This window comes from Nocardia canadensis (assembly GCF_032656385.1).
Lineage (GTDB): Bacteria > Actinomycetota > Actinomycetes > Mycobacteriales > Mycobacteriaceae > Nocardia > Nocardia canadensis.
Map to the genome: position 1 here is coordinate 1552119 of NZ_JAVCWB010000010.1, position 20740 is coordinate 1572858.

22 protein-coding genes and 1 pseudogene are annotated in these 20740 nt (G+C 69.6%); 13 read left to right on the top strand and 10 right to left on the bottom strand.

The genetic code is table 11. The features are described 5' to 3' along the window. Positions 1-194 precede the first annotated feature (194 nt). The 6 genes from Q7X29_RS30480 (at position 195) to Q7X29_RS30505 (ending at position 5862) form a co-directional block, all read left to right on the top strand. Positions 195-2984: a sensor histidine kinase gene (locus tag Q7X29_RS30480; RefSeq protein WP_316576098.1), complete on the top strand. Its 2790-nt coding sequence runs from the start codon at positions 195-197 to the stop codon at positions 2982-2984. Continuing rightward, a complete protein-coding gene (locus Q7X29_RS30485) occupies positions 2981-3385 on the top strand; it encodes a roadblock/LC7 domain-containing protein (protein ID WP_019049250.1) in 405 nt (134 codons plus the stop codon). Before Q7X29_RS30480 ends, Q7X29_RS30485 begins: the two co-directional genes overlap by 4 nt. A gap of 6 nt (positions 3386-3391) precedes the next feature. Further along, a complete protein-coding gene (locus tag Q7X29_RS30490) occupies positions 3392-3763 on the top strand; it encodes a DUF742 domain-containing protein (RefSeq protein ID WP_218717092.1) in 372 nt (123 codons plus the stop codon). A 4-nt stretch (positions 3764-3767) separates the two neighbouring features. Then, the gene (locus Q7X29_RS30495; protein ID WP_218717093.1) at positions 3768-4367 is read left to right on the top strand and encodes a GTP-binding protein; all 600 of its coding nucleotides are present in this window, start codon (positions 3768-3770) and stop codon (positions 4365-4367) included. Next, entirely contained in the window at positions 4360-5142 is a 783-nt protein-coding gene (locus tag Q7X29_RS30500; RefSeq protein ID WP_316576099.1) for an MHYT domain-containing protein, read from the top strand. Before Q7X29_RS30495 ends, Q7X29_RS30500 begins: the two co-directional genes overlap by 8 nt. A 495-nt stretch (positions 5143-5637) precedes the next feature. Further along, positions 5638-5862, top strand: a complete 225-nt coding sequence (locus Q7X29_RS30505) for a hypothetical protein (protein ID WP_218717095.1) — start codon at positions 5638-5640, stop codon at positions 5860-5862. A gap of 119 nt (positions 5863-5981) precedes the next feature. On the opposite strand, the gene rpmF is transcribed toward Q7X29_RS30505, so the two are convergent. Genes rpmF through mrf form a run of 3 tightly spaced genes read right to left on the bottom strand, consistent with a single transcriptional unit; the run spans position 5982 to position 7723 of the window. Then, positions 5982-6155 (bottom strand): 50S ribosomal protein L32, encoded by a 174-nt coding sequence (gene rpmF / locus Q7X29_RS30510; RefSeq protein WP_316576100.1) that lies wholly within the window; start codon positions 6153-6155, stop codon positions 5982-5984. Positions 6156-6158: 3 nt separating this feature from the next. Further along, positions 6159-6425 carry a type B 50S ribosomal protein L31 gene (locus Q7X29_RS30515; RefSeq protein ID WP_218717097.1) on the bottom strand — a complete coding sequence of 89 codons (267 nt, stop codon included), beginning with the start codon at positions 6423-6425 and terminating at the stop codon, positions 6159-6161. After that, a complete protein-coding gene (mrf, locus tag Q7X29_RS30520) occupies positions 6422-7723 on the bottom strand; it encodes a ribosome hibernation factor-recruiting GTPase MRF (RefSeq protein ID WP_218717098.1) in 1302 nt (433 codons plus the stop codon). Before mrf ends, Q7X29_RS30515 begins: the two co-directional genes overlap by 4 nt. Before the next feature lie 103 nt (positions 7724-7826). On the opposite strand from mrf, the gene rpmB reads away from it, so the two are divergent. The 4 genes from rpmB to rpsR all read left to right on the top strand — a co-directional run bounded on the left by rpmB (position 7827) and on the right by rpsR (position 8913). Then, a complete protein-coding gene (gene rpmB, locus Q7X29_RS30525; RefSeq protein ID WP_019049258.1) occupies positions 7827-8063 on the top strand; it encodes a 50S ribosomal protein L28 in 237 nt (78 codons plus the stop codon). 8 nt (positions 8064-8071) lie between these two features. Beyond that, on the top strand, positions 8072-8242 hold the full coding sequence (gene rpmG, locus Q7X29_RS30530) for a 50S ribosomal protein L33 (protein WP_068914580.1): 171 nt from the start codon (positions 8072-8074) through the stop codon (positions 8240-8242). Positions 8243-8317: 75 nt separating this feature from the next. Further along, a complete protein-coding gene (gene rpsN, locus Q7X29_RS30535) occupies positions 8318-8623 on the top strand; it encodes a 30S ribosomal protein S14 (RefSeq protein ID WP_189025864.1) in 306 nt (101 codons plus the stop codon). A 32-nt stretch (positions 8624-8655) separates the two neighbouring features. After that, positions 8656-8913, top strand: coding sequence for a 30S ribosomal protein S18 (gene rpsR, locus Q7X29_RS30540; RefSeq protein ID WP_189025862.1), 258 nt, complete (start codon positions 8656-8658; stop codon positions 8911-8913). 82 nt (positions 8914-8995) lie between these two features. On the opposite strand, the gene Q7X29_RS30545 is transcribed toward rpsR, so the two are convergent. Continuing rightward, positions 8996-9559, bottom strand: a complete 564-nt coding sequence (locus Q7X29_RS30545; RefSeq protein WP_316576101.1) for a LysM peptidoglycan-binding domain-containing protein — start codon at positions 9557-9559, stop codon at positions 8996-8998. Positions 9560-9772: 213 nt separating this feature from the next. Between Q7X29_RS30545 and Q7X29_RS30550 the strand changes: the two genes are divergently transcribed. Continuing rightward, positions 9773-10216 (top strand): hypothetical protein, encoded by a 444-nt coding sequence (locus Q7X29_RS30550; RefSeq protein WP_316576102.1) that lies wholly within the window; start codon positions 9773-9775, stop codon positions 10214-10216. Between the two features lie 59 nt (positions 10217-10275). On the opposite strand, the gene purH is transcribed toward Q7X29_RS30550, so the two are convergent. From purH to sucC, 6 genes and pseudogenes are all read right to left on the bottom strand, one after another. Further along, positions 10276-11841, bottom strand: a complete 1566-nt coding sequence (purH, locus tag Q7X29_RS30555) for a bifunctional phosphoribosylaminoimidazolecarboxamide formyltransferase/IMP cyclohydrolase (protein WP_218717101.1) — start codon at positions 11839-11841, stop codon at positions 10276-10278. Beyond that, on the bottom strand, positions 11838-12494 hold the full coding sequence (gene purN / locus Q7X29_RS30560) for a phosphoribosylglycinamide formyltransferase (protein WP_218717119.1): 657 nt from the start codon (positions 12492-12494) through the stop codon (positions 11838-11840). Before purN ends, purH begins: the two co-directional genes overlap by 4 nt. A 56-nt stretch (positions 12495-12550) precedes the next feature. Continuing rightward, positions 12551-14077 (bottom strand): cell division protein PerM, encoded by a 1527-nt coding sequence (locus Q7X29_RS30565; protein WP_218717102.1) that lies wholly within the window; start codon positions 14075-14077, stop codon positions 12551-12553. 111 nt (positions 14078-14188) lie between these two features. Then, the gene (locus Q7X29_RS30570) at positions 14189-15253 is read right to left on the bottom strand and encodes a DUF5336 domain-containing protein (RefSeq protein WP_316576103.1); all 1065 of its coding nucleotides are present in this window, start codon (positions 15251-15253) and stop codon (positions 14189-14191) included. A 197-nt stretch (positions 15254-15450) separates the two neighbouring features. Next, positions 15451-16369 (bottom strand): annotated as a pseudogene (sucD, locus tag Q7X29_RS30575) (succinate--CoA ligase subunit alpha). 11 nt (positions 16370-16380) lie between these two features. Then, positions 16381-17547, bottom strand: a complete 1167-nt coding sequence (gene sucC, locus Q7X29_RS30580) for an ADP-forming succinate--CoA ligase subunit beta (protein ID WP_218717104.1) — start codon at positions 17545-17547, stop codon at positions 16381-16383. A gap of 520 nt (positions 17548-18067) precedes the next feature. Here sucC and Q7X29_RS30585 point away from each other — a divergent pair. Then, on the top strand, positions 18068-19111 hold the full coding sequence (locus Q7X29_RS30585; protein WP_218717105.1) for a M23 family metallopeptidase: 1044 nt from the start codon (positions 18068-18070) through the stop codon (positions 19109-19111). A 58-nt stretch (positions 19112-19169) separates the two neighbouring features. Beyond that, the gene (locus tag Q7X29_RS30590; RefSeq protein WP_316576104.1) at positions 19170-20549 is read left to right on the top strand and encodes a DUF1731 domain-containing protein; all 1380 of its coding nucleotides are present in this window, start codon (positions 19170-19172) and stop codon (positions 20547-20549) included. The last annotated feature ends 191 nt before the right edge of the window (positions 20550-20740 follow it).

A 20740-nucleotide genomic window follows, 5' to 3' on the forward strand; every position in this document is an offset into this window, starting at 1 on the left:
CCGCGTGGCGGTCGCGATGTGCCAGCGCATATTCGGCGAATTGCAGACCGTGTGGTCCGGATTGCCGTTGACCACCCAGCCGGGTATCTTTCCTGCGGTAAAAGAAGACCTCCAGTTGGTTCTGCGCTCGCATCGCTCCGCGACCTCCCCGCGCGGGCCGGGGTCTCACGTGGAAGCAGAGGCAACGCACGCGGATGGAACCTGCATCGCGCTCCTGGCAATTCAGCCTGTCGAACTGGTCGGTTACGCGCAAGGTCGGTGTGGTGCTGGTGCTGCCGGTGATGCTGGCGACCACGTTCGCCGTGCTCCGGATCAACAACGAGCTGCAAATGATGACGCAGCTCAGTGCCGCCACCGAACAAGCCACCGTCATCCGCCCCGTCGTCAAATTCGCCACCGCCACCGAACAACTCGCGGTCGCGGCGACGGCCAACTGGGGTGCGATCGCCGACCCACAGACCGACGCGGCGCTCACCACCTACGACCAGGCGCTGGCCGAGGTACAGAGCGCCATGCGCTCGGCCCGGCTCTCGCCGACCATTCAGACCGAGCTCACCGCGGCCACCGCGACCGGCGCCACCCTGCGCAACACCGTGCGCGGCGGCTCCCCGGCGATGGTCGGTGAGCAGTCCGACGAGATCGCCGAGCGAATCGCCAACGCGCTCGCCCAGACCCCCAACGTCGAGGACTTCGTCGTCCAGCGCTACTTCCTGCAGCTGACCGCGCTGCACCAGGCGCGCCGGATCCTCACCCACCAGCGCCTGCTGGTCGTCTCCCCCGACGCGGGCCGCAGCCAGAGCGCCCGGGCGCGGATGCTGGTCGAGCTCGGCTCCGAGATGACCACGATCATGACCTACGCCATGATCATGCCGGAGAAGGCGGGCAGCAGGGCCGCGATGATGGACGCCGTCCAGACCAGGATGAGCGTGCTCAGCCAGAACAGCGGCGACCCGACCAGCAACGCCGCGGTCCTCAACACCCTGCAGGTCAGCGCCGACACCTACGCGTCGAGCCTGGCCACCCTGCTCGACAACATCGATCACACACTCGAGACGAACACCGCCAACGCCCAGACCGGCGCGCTGCGCGAGACCACCCTGGTGCTCGGCATGCTGCTGGCCGGCCTGGCGCTGGCCCTCGCGGTGGCCCGCACGCTGGTCGTCCCGGTGCGCAGGCTGCGGCGGGACGCGCTCGAGGTCGCGCACGTGAAGCTGCCCGACGAGCTCGCGGTCGTCCGCAGCGGTGGCGCGACCCCGGAGATCGCGCCGGTGGGCGTGCATTCCACCGACGAGATCGGCCAGCTCGCACGCGCCGTCGACGAGATCCACGAGCAGGCGCTGAATCTGGCCGCCGATCAGGCCCGGCTGCGGCTGCAGATCGGCAACATGTTCGAGACGCTGTCGCGGCGCAGCCAGTCGCTGGTCGAGCAGCAGCTCGCGCTCATCGAGGAACTCGAGCACGACGAGGACAACCCCTCGCGCCTGCAGACGCTGTTCCGGCTCGACCACCTCGCCACCCGCATGCGCCGCAACGGCGACAACCTGCTCGTGCTCGCCGGTACCGTGCTGCGCCGCGGTCACCTGCCGCCGGTGCCGCTGTCGGACATGCTCTGGAGCGCGGTCTCCCAGGTGGAGGACTACCAGCGGGTCGAGATCGGCAACGTGCCCGACGGTGTCGTCGCCGGTGAGTCCGCGGTCGACATCGAGCATCTGCTCGCCGAGCTCATCGACAACGCGCTGCGCTACTCCCCGCCGAGTACGTCGGTGGCGGTCATCGTCGGCCGCGCGGTCGACGGCGGCTACCTGATCGAGATCACCGACCGTGGTCTCGGCATGTCCGCCGACGACCTGCAGACGACCAACGACCGGCTCGCCTCCGGTGGTGAGGTCACCATCGAGACCGCCCGCCGGATGGGTCTTTTCGTCGTCGGCAGGCTCGCCAAGCGGCACACCATCACCGTCAGCCTGCGGCGCACCTCCACCCAGGCGCCGCAGCCGGGCATCACCGCGAGCGTGCACCTGCCCAGCGCGCTGGTCTCGCCGCCGCCCGCGGTGTCGGGTCCGCCGACCGGCCCCAACCCGATCGTGTCGACCGGCTCGCACGCCCTGGCACCCTCGGCCATCGGCCCGCACGCGCTGACCCCCGCCGACATCACCGGCCCCAACCCGATCCTGTCGCCGACCGGCCCGCAGCCGCTCGTGGTGCCGGTGCCGGCCGGCCCGAATCCGCTGGTGCCGACCGGCCCGAATCCGCTCGTGCCGACCGGCTTCGGTCCCGGCGCGGACGCCGAGCCGCCGTCGGTGCCGCTGACCGGTGCCGGACTGCCGCAGCGTCGTCCGCTCAACGGCCAGCCGCCCGAACCCGTCGAGCCCGAGCCCCAGGAGCCGACCGGGCTGTGGGCCGAGCACGAGCACGACACCGACGATCTGCCGGTCCCGGCGCCCGCCCCGGCGAGCGACTCGGCGACCAGGGCGATCGGACTACCGCAACGTGTTCCCGCCTCCGCGCTCAGCGAACTCACCGAGACGCGGCAGGTGCCCCGTCTGCCCGAGCCGGAACGAACGCCCGAGCCCGCGCCCGCGCCGGTCGCCGAGGCGGACCCGATGCCGACCACGAGTACCCGGCTGCAGCCGGTGCCCGGTGAGGCTCCGACCCCCATCTATCAGCGGATGGTCTCGGAATGGCTCGTCGAACCCGCTTCCGCCACTGCCGAATCCGGCGGCAACGGCGCATCATGGAGTTCCCCCGGAGACGCGGGCTGGTCGGCAGCGGCCAGCGCGGGCAATCCACCGACATCGTCGCGCACCGTCGGTGGCCTGCCGATCCGTAAACCGGGCGCTCAGTTGGTCCCCGGCGGTCTCGCCCCCGCCGAGGAGGCGGGTGCTCGCGATCCCGAGGAGATCCGCAACAACTTGACCAGACATCTCAGCGGCGTCCGCAGTGGCCGTGCCGAGATCCAGTACAACGACGGAGGCCTCGAATGAGCAACGCGCACCCCACGGACGAGAATCTGAATTGGCTGGTCGCCCGCTTCACCCGGGATGTGCCCGGCGTCTCGCACGCGGTGCTGGTGTCGGCGGACGGCCTGCTGCAGGCGACCAGCCCGCACCTGCCGTCGGATCGGGCCGAGCAGCTGGCCGCCGTGACGGCGGGGTTGGCGAGTCTATCGATGGGTGCGGCGCATCTGTTCGACGGCGGCAAGGTGATGCAATCGATCGTCGAGATGCAGCGCGGGTACCTGCTGGTGATGAGTGTCGGAAACGGCTCGCACCTGGCGGTTCTGGCCAACAAGAGCCACGACATCGGCCGCATCGGCTACGAGATGGCGTTGCTCGTCGACCGGGTGGGCTCGGCGGTCACCGCCACCGCCCGCTCCGCCGGCTGAGGTGAGATGTCGAGCCCGTACGGATCAGAAAACCGGCCGACGACCCGGGTCAGGCCCTACGCTCTGACCTCAGGCCGGACCGAGCCCGCGATCTCGCTGCCGCTGGAGGCAGTGGTGGAAACGGTCTCCTACACCGCACATATGGAATGGCCCGCAGGGGATCTGCGCACCGAAATCATGCGACTGGGCACACATCGGCTCTCGGTCGCGGAAATAGCTGCATACCTCGGACGCCCACTGGGTATGGTCCGGGTGATGATCGGCGATCTCGTAGTCGGCGGGATTCTTCGAGTGCATTCGACGCTGACCGAGCAGGCGAGCTATGACGAACGCCGATCACTGATGGAGAGGACTTTGCGTGGACTCCGTGGCCTCTGAGGGCATGCGCCCCCCGAACCCCGATCAGCGGGTCGCGTCGACCAAGATCGTCGTGGCCGGTGGATTCGGGGCGGGTAAGACGACTTTCGTCGGTGCGGTATCGGAGATCGTTCCGCTGCGCACCGAGGCGATGGTGACCCACTTCTCCGACGGGATCGACGATCTCGCCGAGACGCCGGAGAAGGAGACGACCACCGTCGCCATGGACTTCGGCCGCATCGTGCTGCCGGGCAACCTGGTGCTGTACCTGTTCGGCACCCCGGGCCAGAAGCGGTTCTGGTTCATGTGGGACGACCTGATCCGCGGCGCCATCGGCGCGGTGGTGCTGATCGACACCCGCAGGCTGGAGGACAGTTTCGCCGCGGTCGACTTCTTCGAGGCGCGCGGCCTGCCGTTCCTGATCGCGGTGAACCGCTTCCCGAATGCCCCGCGCTTCCCGATCGCCGAACTGCGCGAAGCGCTCTCGGTGCGCGAGGGCATCCCGATCGTCGACATCGACGCGCGCAACGCGGTCGAGGTCAGGCAGGCGCTGGCCGCGGTCACCGAGTACGCCATCGCGCAGCTCGAGCCGCAGCAGTTCGAGGAGGCCGGCCGGCGTGGTTGAGGTGCTCGCCGCGACCGGTGCGGAAACGTTCGGCCGCGGCACCGGCATCGCCTGGCTCGCGTTCGATCTGTCGATCCTGGGCGCGCTGGTGGCGTTCGCCTGTGTGCGGCACGCGAAGTACTCCCTGCGGTTCCGCCTGCTCTGGCTGACGATGGCGGCGGTCTCGCTCGGCGGAGTCGGACTGTGGCTGGCCAATTCGGTGGCGCTGCTCGGCATCACGGTGCACGACACCACGTTGCGGTACAACGCCGCGCTCGGCGCGGCGGCGGCGGCCACCGCGGTCGTCGGCGTGCTGGCCGGTCTGCTGATCGCGGGCCGGACCCCGCAGTTGCCGCGGCTGATCGTCGGCGGGCTGACGATGGGCCTCAGTGTCGGCCTGTCGACCTACCTGACCCTGGACGCGCTCGCGGTGCAGGGCACCGTGGACGAGTCGCTGGGCCTGATCGGCGTCGCCGTGCTGGCGTCGATGGCGCTGTGCATCGCGACCCTGTGGGCCTTCCAGGTCGTGCGGCTGGTCCTGGTGCGGGTCGCGGCCTCGACACTGTTCGCGCTCGGGGTCGCCGCGGTGTACTACACCGCGGTCGCCGCACTGGAGTTCACGATCGATCCGGGCAGCCGGACGCCGGGCGGCCTCACGCCGTTCGACCTGGTGTTCCCGATGTTCGTGCTCGGCGCGCTCGGTCTGACGGTGCCCATCACCGCGGTGCTGATCGCGCCGGATCGGCGAGACGCGGCCGAACGTCAGCGCGAGGCGCGCACCGTCACCGCACGGTGACCAGCTAACGTCCGGTTTGTCGGAAAATTTGTGGACCGGCGCCCCGCTCGCGAAATCCCTCGCGGCGAGCCACATCCGGCCCGAAAACCGCCCCTGAAGTGGCGATGAGCGGGTTCTCCTTAACCGGAGAACCCGCCCTCCCGCACGAGAGTACATACCCGCCAAGGACTCCGCATCAGTCGCTGGGGAATTTTCCTGTGCCACAAAACAAACCAAGAGTCGGTTATGTGCCTGTCAGCAATCGCCGGGCAAGCCGTTAGCCCTGCTCACGCCAAGTGGCATGCGTCACATCATTAACCGAGCGATTGCCCCGAACCCGCCCATAGGGCGCTGAACAGGCATAACGACCTCGCGGAAAGCCCCCTGGACAGCACCGGTCGAAGAACCGGTCGCGGACGGCGCGTTCGGCCCCCACCAGCGCCTTCAGCGGGTTATCGTCGGCCAGGGCGCATTCGTCTCGCCCAGCACATCCAAGGTTCGTTCGAAGGAGTTCGCATGGCCGTCAACGTGGTGCTCGACAAAGTTCTCGACAAGGCATACGAGAACAAGACGCTGAAGGAAATCCTCGCCGCGCCGCCGTCGGCCCTGGCCGGCCTGACCGAGGCGCACGACAAGCAGCTGCTCGAGGCCCTGAAGATCAAGACCATCGCCGATCTCGGCAGCAACAAGTTCTTCCAGCTCGCCGCGGCCCTGGCCGAACTGGCCGAGCGCGAGGGCTGAATCCTCGGCGGCCGACAACGGCCTGTCGGGATATTTCCCGGCAGGCCGTTGCTGTTGTCCGATCCCCGATCCGGGTTGTCCCCTCCGAACCAGCTCTCGAACTCCCCGTGCGGGCGGATCTAGATCCGCGACGGGTCGATCAGACCCTTCCGCACCGCCCCTACGATACGACGCGGCACCCGGTACTCGACACCCCCGACGGTGACCGGAACCAGCTGCGGAACGGCGGCTTTCCACTGCGAACGCCTGCTGCGGGTGTTGGACCGCGACATCCTGCGCTTCGGTACGGCCACGGCTCAGCCCTCCTTGCCCGCGCGCGAGCGCTTTCCGTACTTGCGCTCGAATTTCTCCACCCGGCCCTGGGTGTCGAGGTTGCGATGGGTGCCGGTCCAGAACGGATGCGAATCCGAGGTGACGTCGACCATCAGCAGCGGATAGGTGTTGCCGTCGGTCCACTCGACGGTGCGATCGCTGGTCGAGGTCGACCGGGTCAGGAACCGCTTGCCGGTGCTCGAATCCTCGAAGACCACCGGGTGGTAGTCGGGGTGGATACCCGCTTTCATGACGTTTCTCCTCTCTCGGTGCGCTCGCCCGCCGTGGCCGCGGCCTCGGACGGATCGGCGCAGGGGTCTTCGTGCCAGTCGCCGAAGGGGTCCTCCCACAACGCGACTCGTTCCGGCGCCCGGTCGACCAGCAGCAGCTCGTCGTCCTCGACCAGCGCCCAGTGCAGCGCGTGCCGGATCTCGGCCGGGTCGGCGTCGTGGGCCAGGATCACCAGCGACACATCGCGATCGCCGAACCGCTCGTCCCAGCGCAGCGCGGCCATCGCCCGGCGGTCGGGGTCGGCCGCGGCCTGTTCCTCGGCGTCCATCGCCGCGAGCCAGCGACCGGCGCCGCCCACGCGCAGACCACCACCCGCCGATTCCAGCCACACCACCTGGTCGGGCTGGGTGGCCAGCCAGACCCGGCCGCGCGCGGTGACCACGCCGTCGAACAGCACGTCCAGCGCGTCGTGCAGGCGGCCCGGATGGAACGGCCTGCGCGCGGCGAACTCGATGAGCGAGACGCCGCAGTCGGTGGTCAGCGGCGGCTGACCGCGCAGCAGCGGCGCGTGAGCGTCGAAGATCCGGCCGCGGCGCGCGTCGGCCGGGATTCGGGTCAGCAGCGCGCCGATCTCGACCGCGTCGAAGGCCGGGAGTTCGTCGAGCCAGGCGACCGGCGCGGCGGGCGCCAGCCTGCCGAGGACGGCGCCGAGCCGTTCGCGCTCGAGCGCGTCGACCTCGGTGGCCAGCACCACCAGCGCGTCGGCGAAGTCGACCTGACCGACGGCCACCTGCGCGACGGTGCGCTCGTCGTCGGCCGCGGCGAGCCCGCGGTCGGCCAGCACCTCGTCGCCGGTGGCGTCGGCGAGCCACTGCTGTCCGTCCAGGCAGGTCAGGGTGGCCTCGATCCGCACGTTGCGGCTCGCGGGACCGTCGACCCGGTCCGCCACTCCGGTCACCTCGACCGTGTCGATCGCGTGGCACAGCGCCTCGGCCTCGATGGCCGGGTCGAGCGCGAGCACGATGCGACGCACGTGCGCGCGGGCGGCGAGCGTGCACAGCATCGGCAGCAGATCGGCGCGCAGCGTGCACGAGACGCAGCCGTGCGCGAGTTCCAGCACGGTGGTCGTGACGGTGCCCGCGGTGCGCACCGTGCGCCGCACGACGCCTTCGCGCAGCTCGGCGAGGTCGTGGTGCACCACCACGGTGCCCGCGTCCGCGCTCAGTGTCGCCGCGATGTGCTCGACGCCGGTCATGGCAGGTCCGGAGAAGCCGGCCAACAGCACGACGGGCGTTCTCCGGTCGGACTGGTCCAGCACCCGATACCCCTTTCGATAATGATTTTCATTTACGTTACCCCAACGGTACAGTGCGGAATAACTGTTGTCGAAAATGGTTGTCATCTCCATGGAGGGAGGTCGCATGTCGGCCCACTGCCAGGTCACCGGACGCAAGCCCGGCTTCGGAAAAGCCGTCTCGCATTCACACCGGCGCACCAACCGGCGCTGGAACCCCAACATCCAGCGCAAGACCTACTACCTGCCCAGCGAGGGCCGCCGCATCACGCTGACGGTCTCCGCCAAGGGCATCAAGACCATCGACCGGGACGGGATCGAGGCCGTGGTGGCCCGCATCCGTGCCCGGGGCGACAAGATCTAGGAGCACCCATGGCCTCGAAGTCGACCGATATCCGGCCCATCGTCAAACTCAAGTCCACCGCGGGTACCGGCTTCACCTACGTCACCCGCAAGAACCGCCGCAACGACCCCGACCGGCTGGTCCTGCGCAAATACGACCCCGTCGTGCGCAAGCACGTCGACTTCCGCGAGGAGCGCTGACGCTCCCCTGAGCTCAGGGGCCGGAAGCGGCAGCGCAGCGTAACCAGGTAGGCCCAGGGAAGGGAGCCGATAGATATGGCGAAGAAGTCCAAGATCGCCCGCAACGAGCAGCGCCGCGCGATCGTCGAGCGCTACGCCGCCCGGCGCGCCGAGCTCAAGGAGCTCATCCGCAAGCCGGGAACCGGCGACGCCGAGCGCGCCGCCGCGCAGGCCGAACTGCGCAACCAGCCCCGCGATGCCAGTCCGGTACGATTGCGCAATCGGGATGCAGCCGATGGCCGGCCACGCGGCCATCTCCGGAAGTTCGGCCTCTCCCGTGTTCGTGTGCGCGAGATGGCCCACCGGGGCGAGCTCCCTGGGGTCCACAAATCGAGCTGGTAGACACCCACTGATCTCGTGAGAAGGAACATCGCATGGCAGTGAAGCGAGCACCGTCCAAGAAGGCACGCGCCGAGCAGGGCCGTAAGCCGAAGAAGAACCCGTTGATCGCCGCGGGCATCGAAGTCGTCGACTACAAAGACGTCAACCTGCTGCGCACCTTCATCTCCGATCGCGGCAAGATCCGCAGCCGCCGGGTGACCGGCCTGACCCCGCAGCAGCAGCGTCAGGTCGCCGTCGCGGTGAAGAACGCGCGCGAGATGGCGCTGCTGCCCTTCACCACCACCAAGTAGGTCCACGCGCGAGAGTGGCCCCGAAGCTGTTGCCTCGGGGCCACTGTCGTTGTGCGGGGCGAAGAACGCCGCGACTAGATCATCACGGGATGGTGAGGACCTGGCCCGCGTTGATCAGATCCGGGTTGTCGATGCCGGAGGCGGCGGCGATCTCCTGGTAGCGGTTGCCGTCACCGTAGAAGCGCTCGGAGATGGCCCACAGGGTGTCGCCCGGCTCGACCGTGTAGGTCTGCGCGGCCGGCGGCGGCGGGACCTCTTCGGCGATCGGGGCGGCGGCGACCGGCTCGGGAGCCGGGGCGGGCAGCGGGTTGTCGGTGTTGGTGGCGGTGGCCCACGCGACCGAGTCGTCGGTGCCGTAGAGCACGACGTTGCGGTCGGGCTGCACGACCAGACGCTCGACGTTCTTGCCACTGGTGTCGGTGGCCCAGACGCGCGAGCCGTCACCCTTGTAGATGACGAAATCGCCGTCGTGCTGCAGGGCCGCGCGCTGCACGTCCTGCCCATGAGTCTGTGCGGCCCACACGACGTTGCCGTCGGGCTCGGTCAGCACGAGGTTGCCGTCCGGCTGCAGGGCCAGGGTGTACGCACCGCCGGTCAGGGACTGTCCCAGTCCCAGTTCTTCGCCTACGCGCAGCGTGTCGCCCACGTTCGTCCTTTCGAAGATCCAGTTGCAGAGCATCCAACAGAAGATGCTCGCCGTATGCCACGGCGTCGCATCGCAAGCGAATGTAGTCCCCACCGAGCCGAAATGGGTGAGTTACGCGCAGGGTTCGCGGAAAGTTCACTGTGAGGAGTACCGCATCTAGAATGCCGCACCGACCCGCTCGAGCCCGCGCGCCACGCCGACTAGGCTCGCGTCATGCGAACGACCTCGCGTTTCACCGCCGCCGCGGCCGCCCTGGCCGTGCTGCTGAGCCCGCTCACCGCCTGCTCGGACTCCGATGACGCTGCGCCCCAATCTCATTCGACGACCACGAGCGTCCGGCCGGAGGACGGCAACGCGAGCCTCGGCCATCGCTTCACCCCCGACCCCACCATCGTCAACCCCCACCCGCTGCCCTTCACCTCGTGGACGCGCCTGAGCGACAACACGATCGGCGTCAACTTCCAGACCGGCAACCCCGAGTGCTACGGCGTCGACGTCACCGTCACCGAGTCGGCCACCGCCGTGACGGTCGCCCTGCGCGCGGGAACCCGCGCCGACGCGGTCGGCAAGATGTGCACCATGAACGCCGTCTTCGGCACCGTGGAGATCGTCCTGGCCGCGCCGCTGGGCAGCCGCCAGGTGGTCGACGCCGGATAGCGAAAACGGGTGCCGCACCGAGGGATTCGGTACGGCACCCGTTCGGGTCCGGCGGTGACTCAGTGCGCGAAGTGGCGCGCTCCGGTCAGGTACAGGGTCACACCGGCTTCCTTGCAGAGCTCGACGGTGTCCTTGTCGCGGATCGAACCACCCGGGTGCACGATCGCGCGCACGCCCGCGGCCACCAGGATCTGCGGGCCGTCGGAGAACGGGAAGAACGCGTCGGAGGCGGCGACCGAACCCTTGGCCCGCTCACCGGCCCGCTCGACGGCCAGTTTGCACGAGTCGACCCGGTTGACCTGCCCCATGCCGACACCGACGGCGGCACCGTCGTCGGCCAGCAGGATCGCGTTCGACTTCACGGCCCGGCAAGCGCGCCAAGCGAATTCGAGGTCGGCCAGGGTGGTGGCGTCGGCCGGGTCGCCCGCGGCCAGGGTCCAGTTGGCCGGGTCGTCGCCCGCGGCGTCGAGAATGTCGCGGTCCTGCAGCAGGGCGCCGCCGCTGATCGGACGCAGCTCCACGCCCTTGCGCCGCGGCGGCTCGGCCACCAGCACGCGCACGTTCTTCTTGCGCTGCAGCACCTCGACCGCGCCGGGCGCGTAACCGGGGGCCACGATCACCTCGGTGAAGATCTCGGCGACCTGCTCGGCCATCTCCACGCTGACCTCGCGGTTGGCCGCGATCACGCCGCCGTAGGCGCTGACCGGGTCGGTGGCGTGGGCCTTGCGGTGCGCCTCGGCGATGTCGGCGCCCACGGCGATGCCGCACGGGTTGGCGTGCTTGATCACCGCGACGGCGGGCTCGTCGAAGTCGTAGGCGGCGCGCCAGGCGGCGTCACCGTCGGTGTAGTTGTTGTACGACATCTCCTTGCCGTGCAGCTGCTCGGCCTGGGCGATGCCGACCGTGCCGTCGTTGCTGGTGTACAGCGCGGCGGCCTGGTGCGGGTTCTCGCCGTAGCGCAGCACCGCGGCGCGCTCCCACGAGCCGGCGACCCAGCCCGGGAACTGCTCGGTCTCGGGCTGCACGGCGGGCACGGCGACCGAGCCCATCCAGCTCGCGACGGCCACGTCGTAGCTCGCGGTGTGCTGGAAGGCCTTGGCGGCCAGTCCGGTCCGCTCGGCGAGGGTGAAGCCGCCCGACTTCACGGCGGCGAGCACGTCGTCGTAGTCGTTGACGTCGACGACCACGCCGACCGACGGGTGGTTCTTGGCGGCGGCACGCACCATCGACGGCCCGCCGATGTCGATCTGCTCGACGCACTCGTCGATGCTCGCGCCGCTGGCCACGGTCTGGGTGAACGGGTAGAGGTTCACCACCACCAGCTGGAAGGCCTCCACGCCCAGCTCGGCGAGCTGGTCGACGTGCTCCGCGCGGCGGGTGTCGGCCAGGATGCCCGCGTGCACCCGGGGGTGCAGCGTCTTGACCCGGCCGTCGAGGGTCTCCGGGAAACCGGTCAGGTCCTCGACCTTGGTGACCGGAATGCCCGCCTCGGCGATCTTGCCCGCGGTCGAACCGGTCGACACCAGCTCCACGCCCGCGGCGTGCAGTCCGGTGGCCAGCTCGATGAGCCCGGTCTTGTCGTAGACGCTCACCAGCGCCCTGCGGATCGCCTTACGTTCACTCACCGGCGTGCTCGCTCATCTGGAATTTCTGCCTTTCGTCCGTCGGAGACAATGCCTCGGGTCGCGACAGCGGCGATGACCTCCGCCAGCAACCGTCGCTCGACAACCTTGATGCGCTCGTGCAGGGCGGCCTCGTCGTCGCCGGGCAGCACGTCGACCGCCTCCTGCGCGAGGATCGGGCCGGTGTCGACGCCACCGTCGACCAGGTGCACCGTGCAGCCGGTGACCTTGGCGCCGTAGGCGAGCGCGTCACGCACCCCGTGCGCGCCGGGGAACGACGGCAGCAGCGCGGGGTGGGTGTTGATGAACCGGCCGCCGAAACGTTCGAGGAACGCGGGACCGACGATCTTCATGAAGCCGGCGGAGACGACCAGGTCGGGCTGGAAGGCGTCGACGGCGTCGGTCAGCGCGCGATCCCAGGCGGCCCGGTCGTCGAAATCCCGCACCGCGACCCGGAAGTGCTCGATCCCCGCGGTCTCGGCGTGTTCGGTGGCCTGGCACACCCGGTCGACGCCGACCGCGACGATCTCGGCGGGATAGCCGGGCTCGCGCGCGGCGGCCAGCAGCGCGTTGAGCAGCGAGCCGGTGCCCGAGGCGAGGACGACGACGGTGGCCGGTGTCCCTGCGGGCTTCCACTGGGCAAACGAGGACGTCAGCGCTCTACTCCTGCGTGTGTCGGGTGGCGGCGATCGGCGATACCGCCGGGTCGAGCTTAACGACCGGTGCTCTTGTCACCTTCCGGCAGGTCCGACTCGACGACCTCCGCGTCGACGATGTCGTCGGTCGGCGCGGCCGTCGAGCCGGGCGCGGCGATGCTCACCTCGACGTCGTCGTCGAAGTCGGTGACCAGTTCGGCGTCGACCTCGACGGCGGAATCGTCGTCGTCGTAGTCGTCCTCGTGGTCGTCGTCGTCCTCGTCGTCGTAGTAGTAGTCGTCCTCGTCGTCGTAATCATCGTCGTAGTCGTCGTGCTCGTCGAAGTCGTCGTGGTCGTCGTCGTAGTCGTGGACCGGGGCGGCGGGGGCGAGGAAGCGGCGGGCGAAGAACATGCCGACGAAACCGCCGAAGCCGAACCAGGTGACCATCAGCACGACCAGCATCAGCAGGTCGAGCCCGACCCGGCCGACGGCGCCGAGCTGTCCGCCGCCCAGGATCGCGAGCATCAGGAAGGTCAGCGTGGACAGCGCGGCGGAGGTGAGCGTCGCCCAGGGCGCGCCCGGCCGGTCGTCGCTGGTGCGGCCGAGCTCGATGCCGCCCAGCACACCCACCGCGATCGGCACCAGCAGCAGCACCGGCCACCAGCCCGCCGACGGCCCCTCCGGCAGCGGGATCAGCGCGGGCAGCACGGGCACCCGCCCGGCGGTGACGTCGAACAGCCCGACCGACCCGGCACCGAACTGGACCGCGGCCCCGCACAGCATCCCGGCCGCGGCGATCACCACATTCGGCAGGTAGAGCAGCGACAACAGCGTCATGCCGAGCACGTCGGTGACGTTGTGCGCCTGGTCGTACGCGCCGTCGAGCCGGTCCAGATGCAGGAAGAACGACACCGCGGTGGCCAGTGCGGCGCAGCCGAGCATGCGCAGCACGGTGCGCCGCGCGGCGCGGGCGCCGAGCACGGCCCACTCCGGGATCTCCACCGGCAGCAGCGCGTACACCGACGGCCACGCGCGACTCACGATGCCGCCGGCGGCCGCGCCGAGGTAGAGCACGAGGACCCAGCCGAACGCGGTCACCGGGCCCGGCGGTTCGAGCGGGGTGACCCCCGCGGCGTCCCCGGTGACGGCCAGGCAGACCGCGGTCATCAGCAGCGGGCCCGCGAGCACGGCGCCGGTGAGCCAGCCGAGTTCGATGGGGGTGGGGCGGCGGGGAACCGCACGCGCGCATTCGCGGGCGGCCACCCAGACCAGGACCGCGGTCGGGACGAGCGGCAACACGCCCAGCGTCGTCCGGCCGACGGTCAGCGGAACCTGATGGGCGGCCAGCCAGGTCGCCGCGACCGCGCCGGGCGCGCTGGTCAGATCGGTGCCGGTGGTCACCATGACCACCAGGACGAGCAGGACCGTCGCCGCCAGCCCGCAGATCGTCGGCCGGGCGGCGACCAGCAGCAGGGTGCGCGCCCGCTCGGGCGACAGCGACCACCAGGGCGGCTCGTGACCGTGCCCGGACGGCGGTGCGGTGGCCTCCCCGTCACCGCGTGACCCGGAGGTCCGGCGCACGAGGGCGTTACGGGAGCTCATGACAATTCAGCGTGGCAGCTTCCCCGGCGGGCGCGGGTCAGGCGCGCCGCGAGCCCACAGGCGCACCTGTGGGCTCGCGACCGAACCTGTGCCACGCGCGGCGGCCGTCGGTTACTTGTTGTCCTCGTTCGGGCGGAACGCCGTGGTCGCGTCGGCCGCCGGATCGGCGGTCTGCTCACCACCGAACGGCTGACCCTGCTGCGGCGCGGCCGCGCCGGGCTGCTGCCCGCCACCGTAGGTCGGCGCGCCGAAGGGCTGACCCTGGCCGGGCTGCTGCCCGCCGAAGTGCTGGGTCGCGCTCTCGTCCGGACGCGGCTGCGCCTGCGGCGCGGCACCGTAGGGCGACTGCTGCTGCGGCGCACCGTACTGCTGGCCGTACGGCGACTGCTGCGGCTGCCCGTAGGACGGCTGCTGGGCCTGCTGACCCGGCTGACCATAGGTCGGCTGCGGCACCGACGGCTGGCTCTGCTGGCCGTACGGCGACTGGGTCGGGTACTGGCCGCCGGTCTGGCCCTGGCCGTAACCGGCCTGACCGTAGGGCTGCTGGCCGGTGCCCTGGCCGTAGCCCTGCTGGCCGTAGCCCTGCTGCTGGCCGTACTGGCCGTACTGACCCGGCTGCTGCTGCGGCTGGGCGGGCTTGGGCGCGGGCGGCTTGATGATGCCCAGTTCGAACAGCACGGCGACGATCGCGGCGGCCGCGGTGAGCAGCGCGAACACGATCACGATGTAGGCACCGAACTCCAGCTCGGCGCCCTCGGGCACCGAGAAGGTCAGCGCGAGCACGCCGAACAGGCCCGCGACCGCGGCCGCGGCCGCGGCGCCGAGCAGCTTCTGCTTGGGCAGCAGCGACACACCGGCCAGCAGACCGGCCAGCAGCACGATGGACAGCGTGGCCGAGCCGCCGAAGTAGGCGAAGAAGCTGTCGGTCTCGTCGCTGCTCACGGTGGTGCCACCGATGGTCACCGGCTTGGTGCCGACGAACGGCAGGAAGCCGAGCAGGAAGGTCAGCACACCGAGACCGGCGGTCGCGGCGGTCAGAATGAACGGCAGCCCTTTGCCTTCCGAACCGTCCGCGGTCGATGGCGCAGCCGCGGCGGCTCCGGTGCTCGGGCCCTGGCTGGGCGCGGCGGGTGTCGCGGGTGCGTTGTACCCGGAGCCCCCGGTCGGGTATGACATGTCGTCGTCTCCTTGTCGAGTCGTGCGCATCGGTCGCGTCGAACTGACTGGTGCTGATCCGGTTACTGACGCTACTGCACGTCCCGTCCCCGGTCACCACCTACCGATCGGGCTGTGGACAACCACGGCCCTGTGGAGAATCGACGAAGGCCGCCTCCGTCAAACCTGGAGGCGGCCTTCGTCGGTGTTGCGAGGGATCAGGCGGAGGCGATCGACGCCTTCTCCAGGATCTCGCGCGCGAGGGCGGCGGTCGCGGACGGCGTCTTGCCGACCTTGACGCCCGCGGCCTCGAGCGCTTCCTGCTTGGCCTGCGCGGTACCGCCGCCGCTGGAGACGATGGCGCCGGCGTGGCCCATGGTCTTGCCCTCGGGCGCGGTGAAGCCGGCGACGTAGCCGACGACCGGCTTGGTCACGTTGGCCTTGATGTAGGCCGCGGCGCGCTCTTCGGCGTCGCCACCGATCTCGCCGATCATGACGATGATCTTGGTCTCGGGGTCCTTCTCGAACGCCTCGATGGCGTCGATGTGGGTGGTGCCGATGACCGGGTCGCCGCCGATGCCGATCGCGGTGGAGAAACCGAAATCGCGCAGCTCGTACATCATCTGGTAGGTCAGGGTGCCCGACTTCGACACCAGGCCGATCGGGCCCTTGCCGGTGATGTTGTTCGGGGTGATGCCGACCAGCGCCTCGCCGGGGGTGATGATGCCGGGGCAGTTCGGGCCGATGATGCGGGTCTTCTCGCCCTTCTCCACGTTGTAGGCCCACGCGTAGGCGGAGTCCTGCACCGGGATGCCCTCGGTGATGACCACGAGCAGCGGGATCTCCGCGTCGATGGCCTCGATGATGGCGTCCTTGGAGAAGGCCGGCGGCACGAACGCGATGGAGGTGTCGGCGCCGGTCTTCTCGATCGCCTCGGCGACGGAGGCGAACACGGGCAGCTCGATCTCGTATGCCGTCTTTGTCGGTGTGGGTGACCGTGGTGCCGGCCTTGCGCGCGTTCACGCCGCCGACGACGTTGGTGCCCGCCTTCAGCATCAGCGCGGTGTGCTTGGTGCCCTCGCCGCCGGTGATGCCCTGGACGATGACCTTGTTGTCCTTGTTCAGGAAGATGGACATGTTCGTGTTCCTTACTTGGCTGCGGCCAGTTCGGCAGCCTTGTCGGCGCCTTCGTCCATGGTCTGGGCCAGCGTCACCAGCGGGTGGTTGGCCTCGGCGAGGATCTTGCGGCCCTCGTCGACGTTGTTGCCGTCGAGACGGACGACCAGCGGCTTGGTGGCCGCGTCGCCGAGGATCTCCAGCGCCTTCACGATGCCGTTGGCGACCGCGTCGCACGCGGTGATGCCACCGAAGACGTTGACGAACACGCTCTTGACCTGCGAGTCGCCCAGGATGACGTCCAGGCCGGCGGCCATCACGGAAGCCGAAGCGCCACCGCCGATGTCGAGGAAGTTGGCCGGCTTCACGCCGCCGTGGTTCTCGCCGGCGTAGGCGACGACGTCCAGGGTCGACATGACCAGGCCGGCGCCGTTGCCGATGATGCCGACCTCGCCGTCGAGCTTGACGTAGTTGAGGTCGTTCTCCTTGGCCTTGAGCTCGAGCGGGTCGGTCGCGTCGACGTCGGCGAACTCGAGGTGGCCGGGCTGACGGAACTCGGCGTTCTCGTCCAGGGTGACCTTGCCGTCCAGGGCGAGGATCTCGTCGCCGGGAGTACGCACCAGCGGGTTGACCTCGACCAGGGTGGTGTCTTCCTTGGTGAAGACCTCCCACAACTTCTGGATGGTCACGGCCGCGGCGTCGAGCACCTCGGCGGGCAGGTGGCCCTTCTCGGCGATCTCACGGGCGAAGGCCAGGTCGACACCCTTGACGGCGTCCACCGGGATCTTGGCCAGGCGCTCGGGGGTCTTCTCGGCGACCTCTTCGATCTCCATGCCGCCCTCGACCGAACACATGGCCAGGTAGGTGCGGTTGGAACGATCGAGCAGGAAGGAGATGTAGTACTCCTCCGCGATGTCCTTGGCTTCGGCGACAAGGAGCTTCTTGACGATGTGGCCCTTGATGTCCAGGCCGAGAATGTTCTGCGCGTGCGTGAACGCGTCCTCCGGGGTGGCGGCGTACTTGACGCCACCCGCCTTACCACGGCCGCCCACCTTGACCTGCGCCTTGACCATCACCGGCTTGCCGATTTCCTCGGCAATCGCGCGAGCTTCTTCGGCCGTGTCGCAAACACGACCCTCGGACGAAGGCACTCCGTGCTTAACGAAGAGCTCCTTCGCCTGATATTCGAAGAGATCCATGTACTCACCGTCTCGTCTGCGTTGCTATGACAACGTCTTTGTTGGCGGCCCGACGTCGGTAGCGGGTCGGGTCGGACTCTAACCAGTCACATGGAGGGCCAAACGGCCACATTCATCCTAAGTGGCGCAGGTCACGACGTGTTACGGGAGGTCGGCAAAACCGCTGGCCAAGGCTACTGGCGAGTAGTTTTTCGGGTTTTTCCGGCACCGTGGCAGGTCGGGACACGTAAAGCCGCGACCCCTCACGATCTACTACGTTATGTCGTCGACGAACCTCACCCGAGACGCCGGAAAACAGTGAGATATTCCGCCGCGTTACGGTGACGAATCTCACACACTACGCTAGGTTTTCGACCAGCGCTTGCCACTCTGCAATCGCTTCGTTACCGTCAATGCGGTCGAAGTCACAACCAGGTCACGACAACCAGGTCACGACTGGCAAGTCAGGACTGAGGAGGACGACAAGCTTGAGGCACGTCAGCACTCGCTTGGAACAGCCGTCGGCGATTCGGCGCAGCCGATGAACCACCGCTCCACCTTCACAGTCGAAAATCGCACCAACTCCGGTCATCGTTACCGGTACACCGACGAGTACACCTCGCATCCGCAGGGCCGTCGCGCGCCCGCCGCTGCGCCCGAAACCGCCTGGCCGCAGCAGAACACCTGGCAGGACCAGAACGCCTGGAACGCCGACAGCGCGTGGACGCCCGCCGAGGACGAGTGGACCGCGGACGAGTCCGACACCTATGACTCCGGCGCCTACGCCGCCTCGTGGGAACCCACCCGCGCCGCCGAGACCGCGGAGCCCGCACCGCGCCGCGCCGAACGTCGTGGTGGCGCGCACCGCGTGCCCGCCCCCCCCGCCGCGCTGAAGGGCCGCGCCGCGGTCATCGCCGTCGCCGCCGGTGCTGTCGTCGCCGCCGGGCAGGCCGCGATGGCCGATCCGGGCCAGCCCGCGCACGGCGTCGACTACGAGGCCGCGGGCCAGATCCACGAGATCGCCGCCCAGTCGATGAGCACCGCCGACATCGACGAGAACAGCACCGGCGCTTCGGTACTCGAAGCCTCCGCCATCGCCGACAAGAGCCACTTCGACGACATCCTCGCCAAGGGCCAGAAGTTCGCCGAAGACCTCGCCGCGCAGGAATCGGCCAAGCTGCGTCCGCTGTTCGCGAAGTTCACCTCGGGCAACTACACCTCCGGTTTCGGCGCCCGCTGGGGTGTGCAGCACCTCGGCATCGACGTCGCCGGTCCGATCGGCACCCCGATCTACTCGGTCGCCGACGGCACCGTCATCGAAGCGGGTCCGGCCTCCGGCTTCGGCATGTGGGTGCGCGTTCTGCACGACGACGGCACCGTCACCATCTACGGCCACATCGACACCGCGACCGTCTCCCAGGGCCAGCGCGTCCTCGCCGGCGACCAGATCGCCACCATGGGCAATCGCGGCTTCTCCACCGGCCCGCACTGCCATTTCGAGGTGTGGCTCAACGGCACCGACAAGATCGACCCGGTTCCGTGGCTGGCCACCCGCGGCATCAGCCTGGGCGCCCAGCGCGACTGAGGTGAGGTGACCAGCGGCACCCTTCCCAGTGCCGCTGCACCCGATTAGCGTGCCAGTCATGGCTGGTACGACGAAGTACACGCAGTTCCTCGCCCTCCCACCGGAATCCGTGTGGAGTGTTCTGGGGGATCCCGAGCAGTGGCCGGAGTGGAATCCGGGCGTGCGGTCGGTGCGGATGCACGGGCCGGTCGCCGTCGGCGCCACCGGTGACTACCTGCCCAACAGCCAGACCGCCGCGCGCGTACACGGGCGATTCGGCGGCCCGTTCACCGTCACCGCCGTGGTACCGAATCGCGAACTGACCATCGAGCAGCCCGAGCCCGCCGGGACCATGCATCTCACCTGGCGGCTCACCCCGCGCGACGGCGGCACCGAGATCACCCAGGAACTGCGGTTCACCGGGCCGTCCGCCGCGGCGGCCCGCGCGGTGGTGCGGCCCTTCATCGAAACCGATGCGCGCGTGAACTTCTCGCGGCTGGCCCGGCTGGCCGGGCTCGTGCCCGCCGCCGACGCGCTCACCGTGGTCATCGCGGGTGGCACCGGGGCGCTCGGCACCCAGGTCGCCGCCGACCTCACCTGTCGCGGTCAGCGCGTCACCCTGCTGACCCGCAAGCGCAACCCGGCCCTGCCGTTCCGGCAGACCGAATGGGACGGCCGCTCGATCGGCGCCTGGGCGGCCGAACTGCGCGAGCCGGGCAAGCTCGCGGTGATCAATCTGGCGGGCAAGCTGGTCGACTGCCGGCCCACCGAACGCAATATCGCCGAACTGCGCACCAGCCGAGTCGATTCCACCGCGGCCCTGGTCGCCGCCGCCGGCCTGCGAGAGACGCCCGTCGACTACTGGGTGCAGGCCAGCACCACCGCGATCTGGTCGGACGCGGGCGAAACCCGGTGCACCGAGACCACTCCCCTGCCCGTCGGCCTGCCGCAGATGACCGGCGTGGCCCAGCCGTGGGAGGAGGCGTTCGATCCGGCCCGCGCCGCGCACTGGACGATCCTGCGCACCTCCATCGTGCTCGACCCCGACGCCCCCGCGCTCAAACGCCTCACCCAGCTCACCAAAGCCGGGCTCGGTGGCCGCGTCGGCCCCGGTGACCAGTGGTTCAGCTGGATCCATATCGAGGACTGGCTGGCCGTGGTCCGCGCCGGCCTCGGCCTCGATCCCGACCTCACCCTCCCCGACGGCATCCTCGTCGCCGCCACCGAATTCCCGGTCCGCAACGCCGAACTCATGGCGACGCTGCGCCGCCTGCTGCACCGCCCACCGTCACCCCCGACCCCGGCGGCGATCCTGAAGGTCGGCGCGGTCGTGCTGCGCACCGACCCGGCGCTGGGCCTCACCGGCCGCCACGCCACCTCGGAAGTCCTGCGCAAGGCAGGCTTCCAGTTCCGCTACCCCACCCTCGACGAGGCCCTGACCGACCTACTCCCGCACTGAGCCCCGCCCACGCCCGACCCCTGGGGAGCGCACGCCGGCACACAAGAACCCGCCGACACGAGCGCACCAGCGCTCCAACAAACCCAGCCACCACGCCCGACCCCTAGGGAGGGCAGGCCGACACAGTCGGCCGTCGGCGGCCGTCCCGCCGGTCAGGCGCCGTGGCGCAAGCGACGAAGGAGCAAGCCACG

What these genes read in the sequence shown, in the direction of transcription:
- Q7X29_RS30480 (WP_316576098.1), top strand. Translation starts at nt 195, where the DNA reads ATGGAACCTGCATCGCGCTCCTGGCAATTCAGCCTGTCGAACTGGTCG.
- Q7X29_RS30485 (WP_019049250.1), top strand. Translation starts at nt 2,981, where the DNA reads ATGAGCAACGCGCACCCCACGGACGAGAATCTGAATTGGCTGGTCGCC.
- Q7X29_RS30490 (WP_218717092.1), top strand. Translation starts at nt 3,392, where the DNA reads ATGTCGAGCCCGTACGGATCAGAAAACCGGCCGACGACCCGGGTCAGG.
- Q7X29_RS30495 (WP_218717093.1), top strand. Translation starts at nt 3,768, where the DNA reads ATGCGCCCCCCGAACCCCGATCAGCGGGTCGCGTCGACCAAGATCGTC.
- Q7X29_RS30505 (WP_218717095.1), top strand. Translation starts at nt 5,638, where the DNA reads ATGGCCGTCAACGTGGTGCTCGACAAAGTTCTCGACAAGGCATACGAG.
- Q7X29_RS30515 (WP_218717097.1), bottom strand. Translation starts at nt 6,425, where the DNA reads ATGAAAGCGGGTATCCACCCCGACTACCACCCGGTGGTCTTCGAGGAT.
- rpmB (WP_019049258.1), top strand. Translation starts at nt 7,827, where the DNA reads ATGTCGGCCCACTGCCAGGTCACCGGACGCAAGCCCGGCTTCGGAAAA.
- rpmG (WP_068914580.1), top strand. Translation starts at nt 8,072, where the DNA reads ATGGCCTCGAAGTCGACCGATATCCGGCCCATCGTCAAACTCAAGTCC.
- rpsN (WP_189025864.1), top strand. Translation starts at nt 8,318, where the DNA reads ATGGCGAAGAAGTCCAAGATCGCCCGCAACGAGCAGCGCCGCGCGATC.
- rpsR (WP_189025862.1), top strand. Translation starts at nt 8,656, where the DNA reads ATGGCAGTGAAGCGAGCACCGTCCAAGAAGGCACGCGCCGAGCAGGGC.
- Q7X29_RS30550 (WP_316576102.1), top strand. Translation starts at nt 9,773, where the DNA reads ATGCGAACGACCTCGCGTTTCACCGCCGCCGCGGCCGCCCTGGCCGTG.
- Q7X29_RS30565 (WP_218717102.1), bottom strand. Translation starts at nt 14,077, where the DNA reads ATGAGCTCCCGTAACGCCCTCGTGCGCCGGACCTCCGGGTCACGCGGT.
- Q7X29_RS30570 (WP_316576103.1), bottom strand. Translation starts at nt 15,253, where the DNA reads ATGTCATACCCGACCGGGGGCTCCGGGTACAACGCACCCGCGACACCC.
- sucC (WP_218717104.1), bottom strand. Translation starts at nt 17,547, where the DNA reads ATGGATCTCTTCGAATATCAGGCGAAGGAGCTCTTCGTTAAGCACGGA.
- Q7X29_RS30585 (WP_218717105.1), top strand. Translation starts at nt 18,068, where the DNA reads ATGAACCACCGCTCCACCTTCACAGTCGAAAATCGCACCAACTCCGGT.
- Q7X29_RS30590 (WP_316576104.1), top strand. Translation starts at nt 19,170, where the DNA reads ATGGCTGGTACGACGAAGTACACGCAGTTCCTCGCCCTCCCACCGGAA.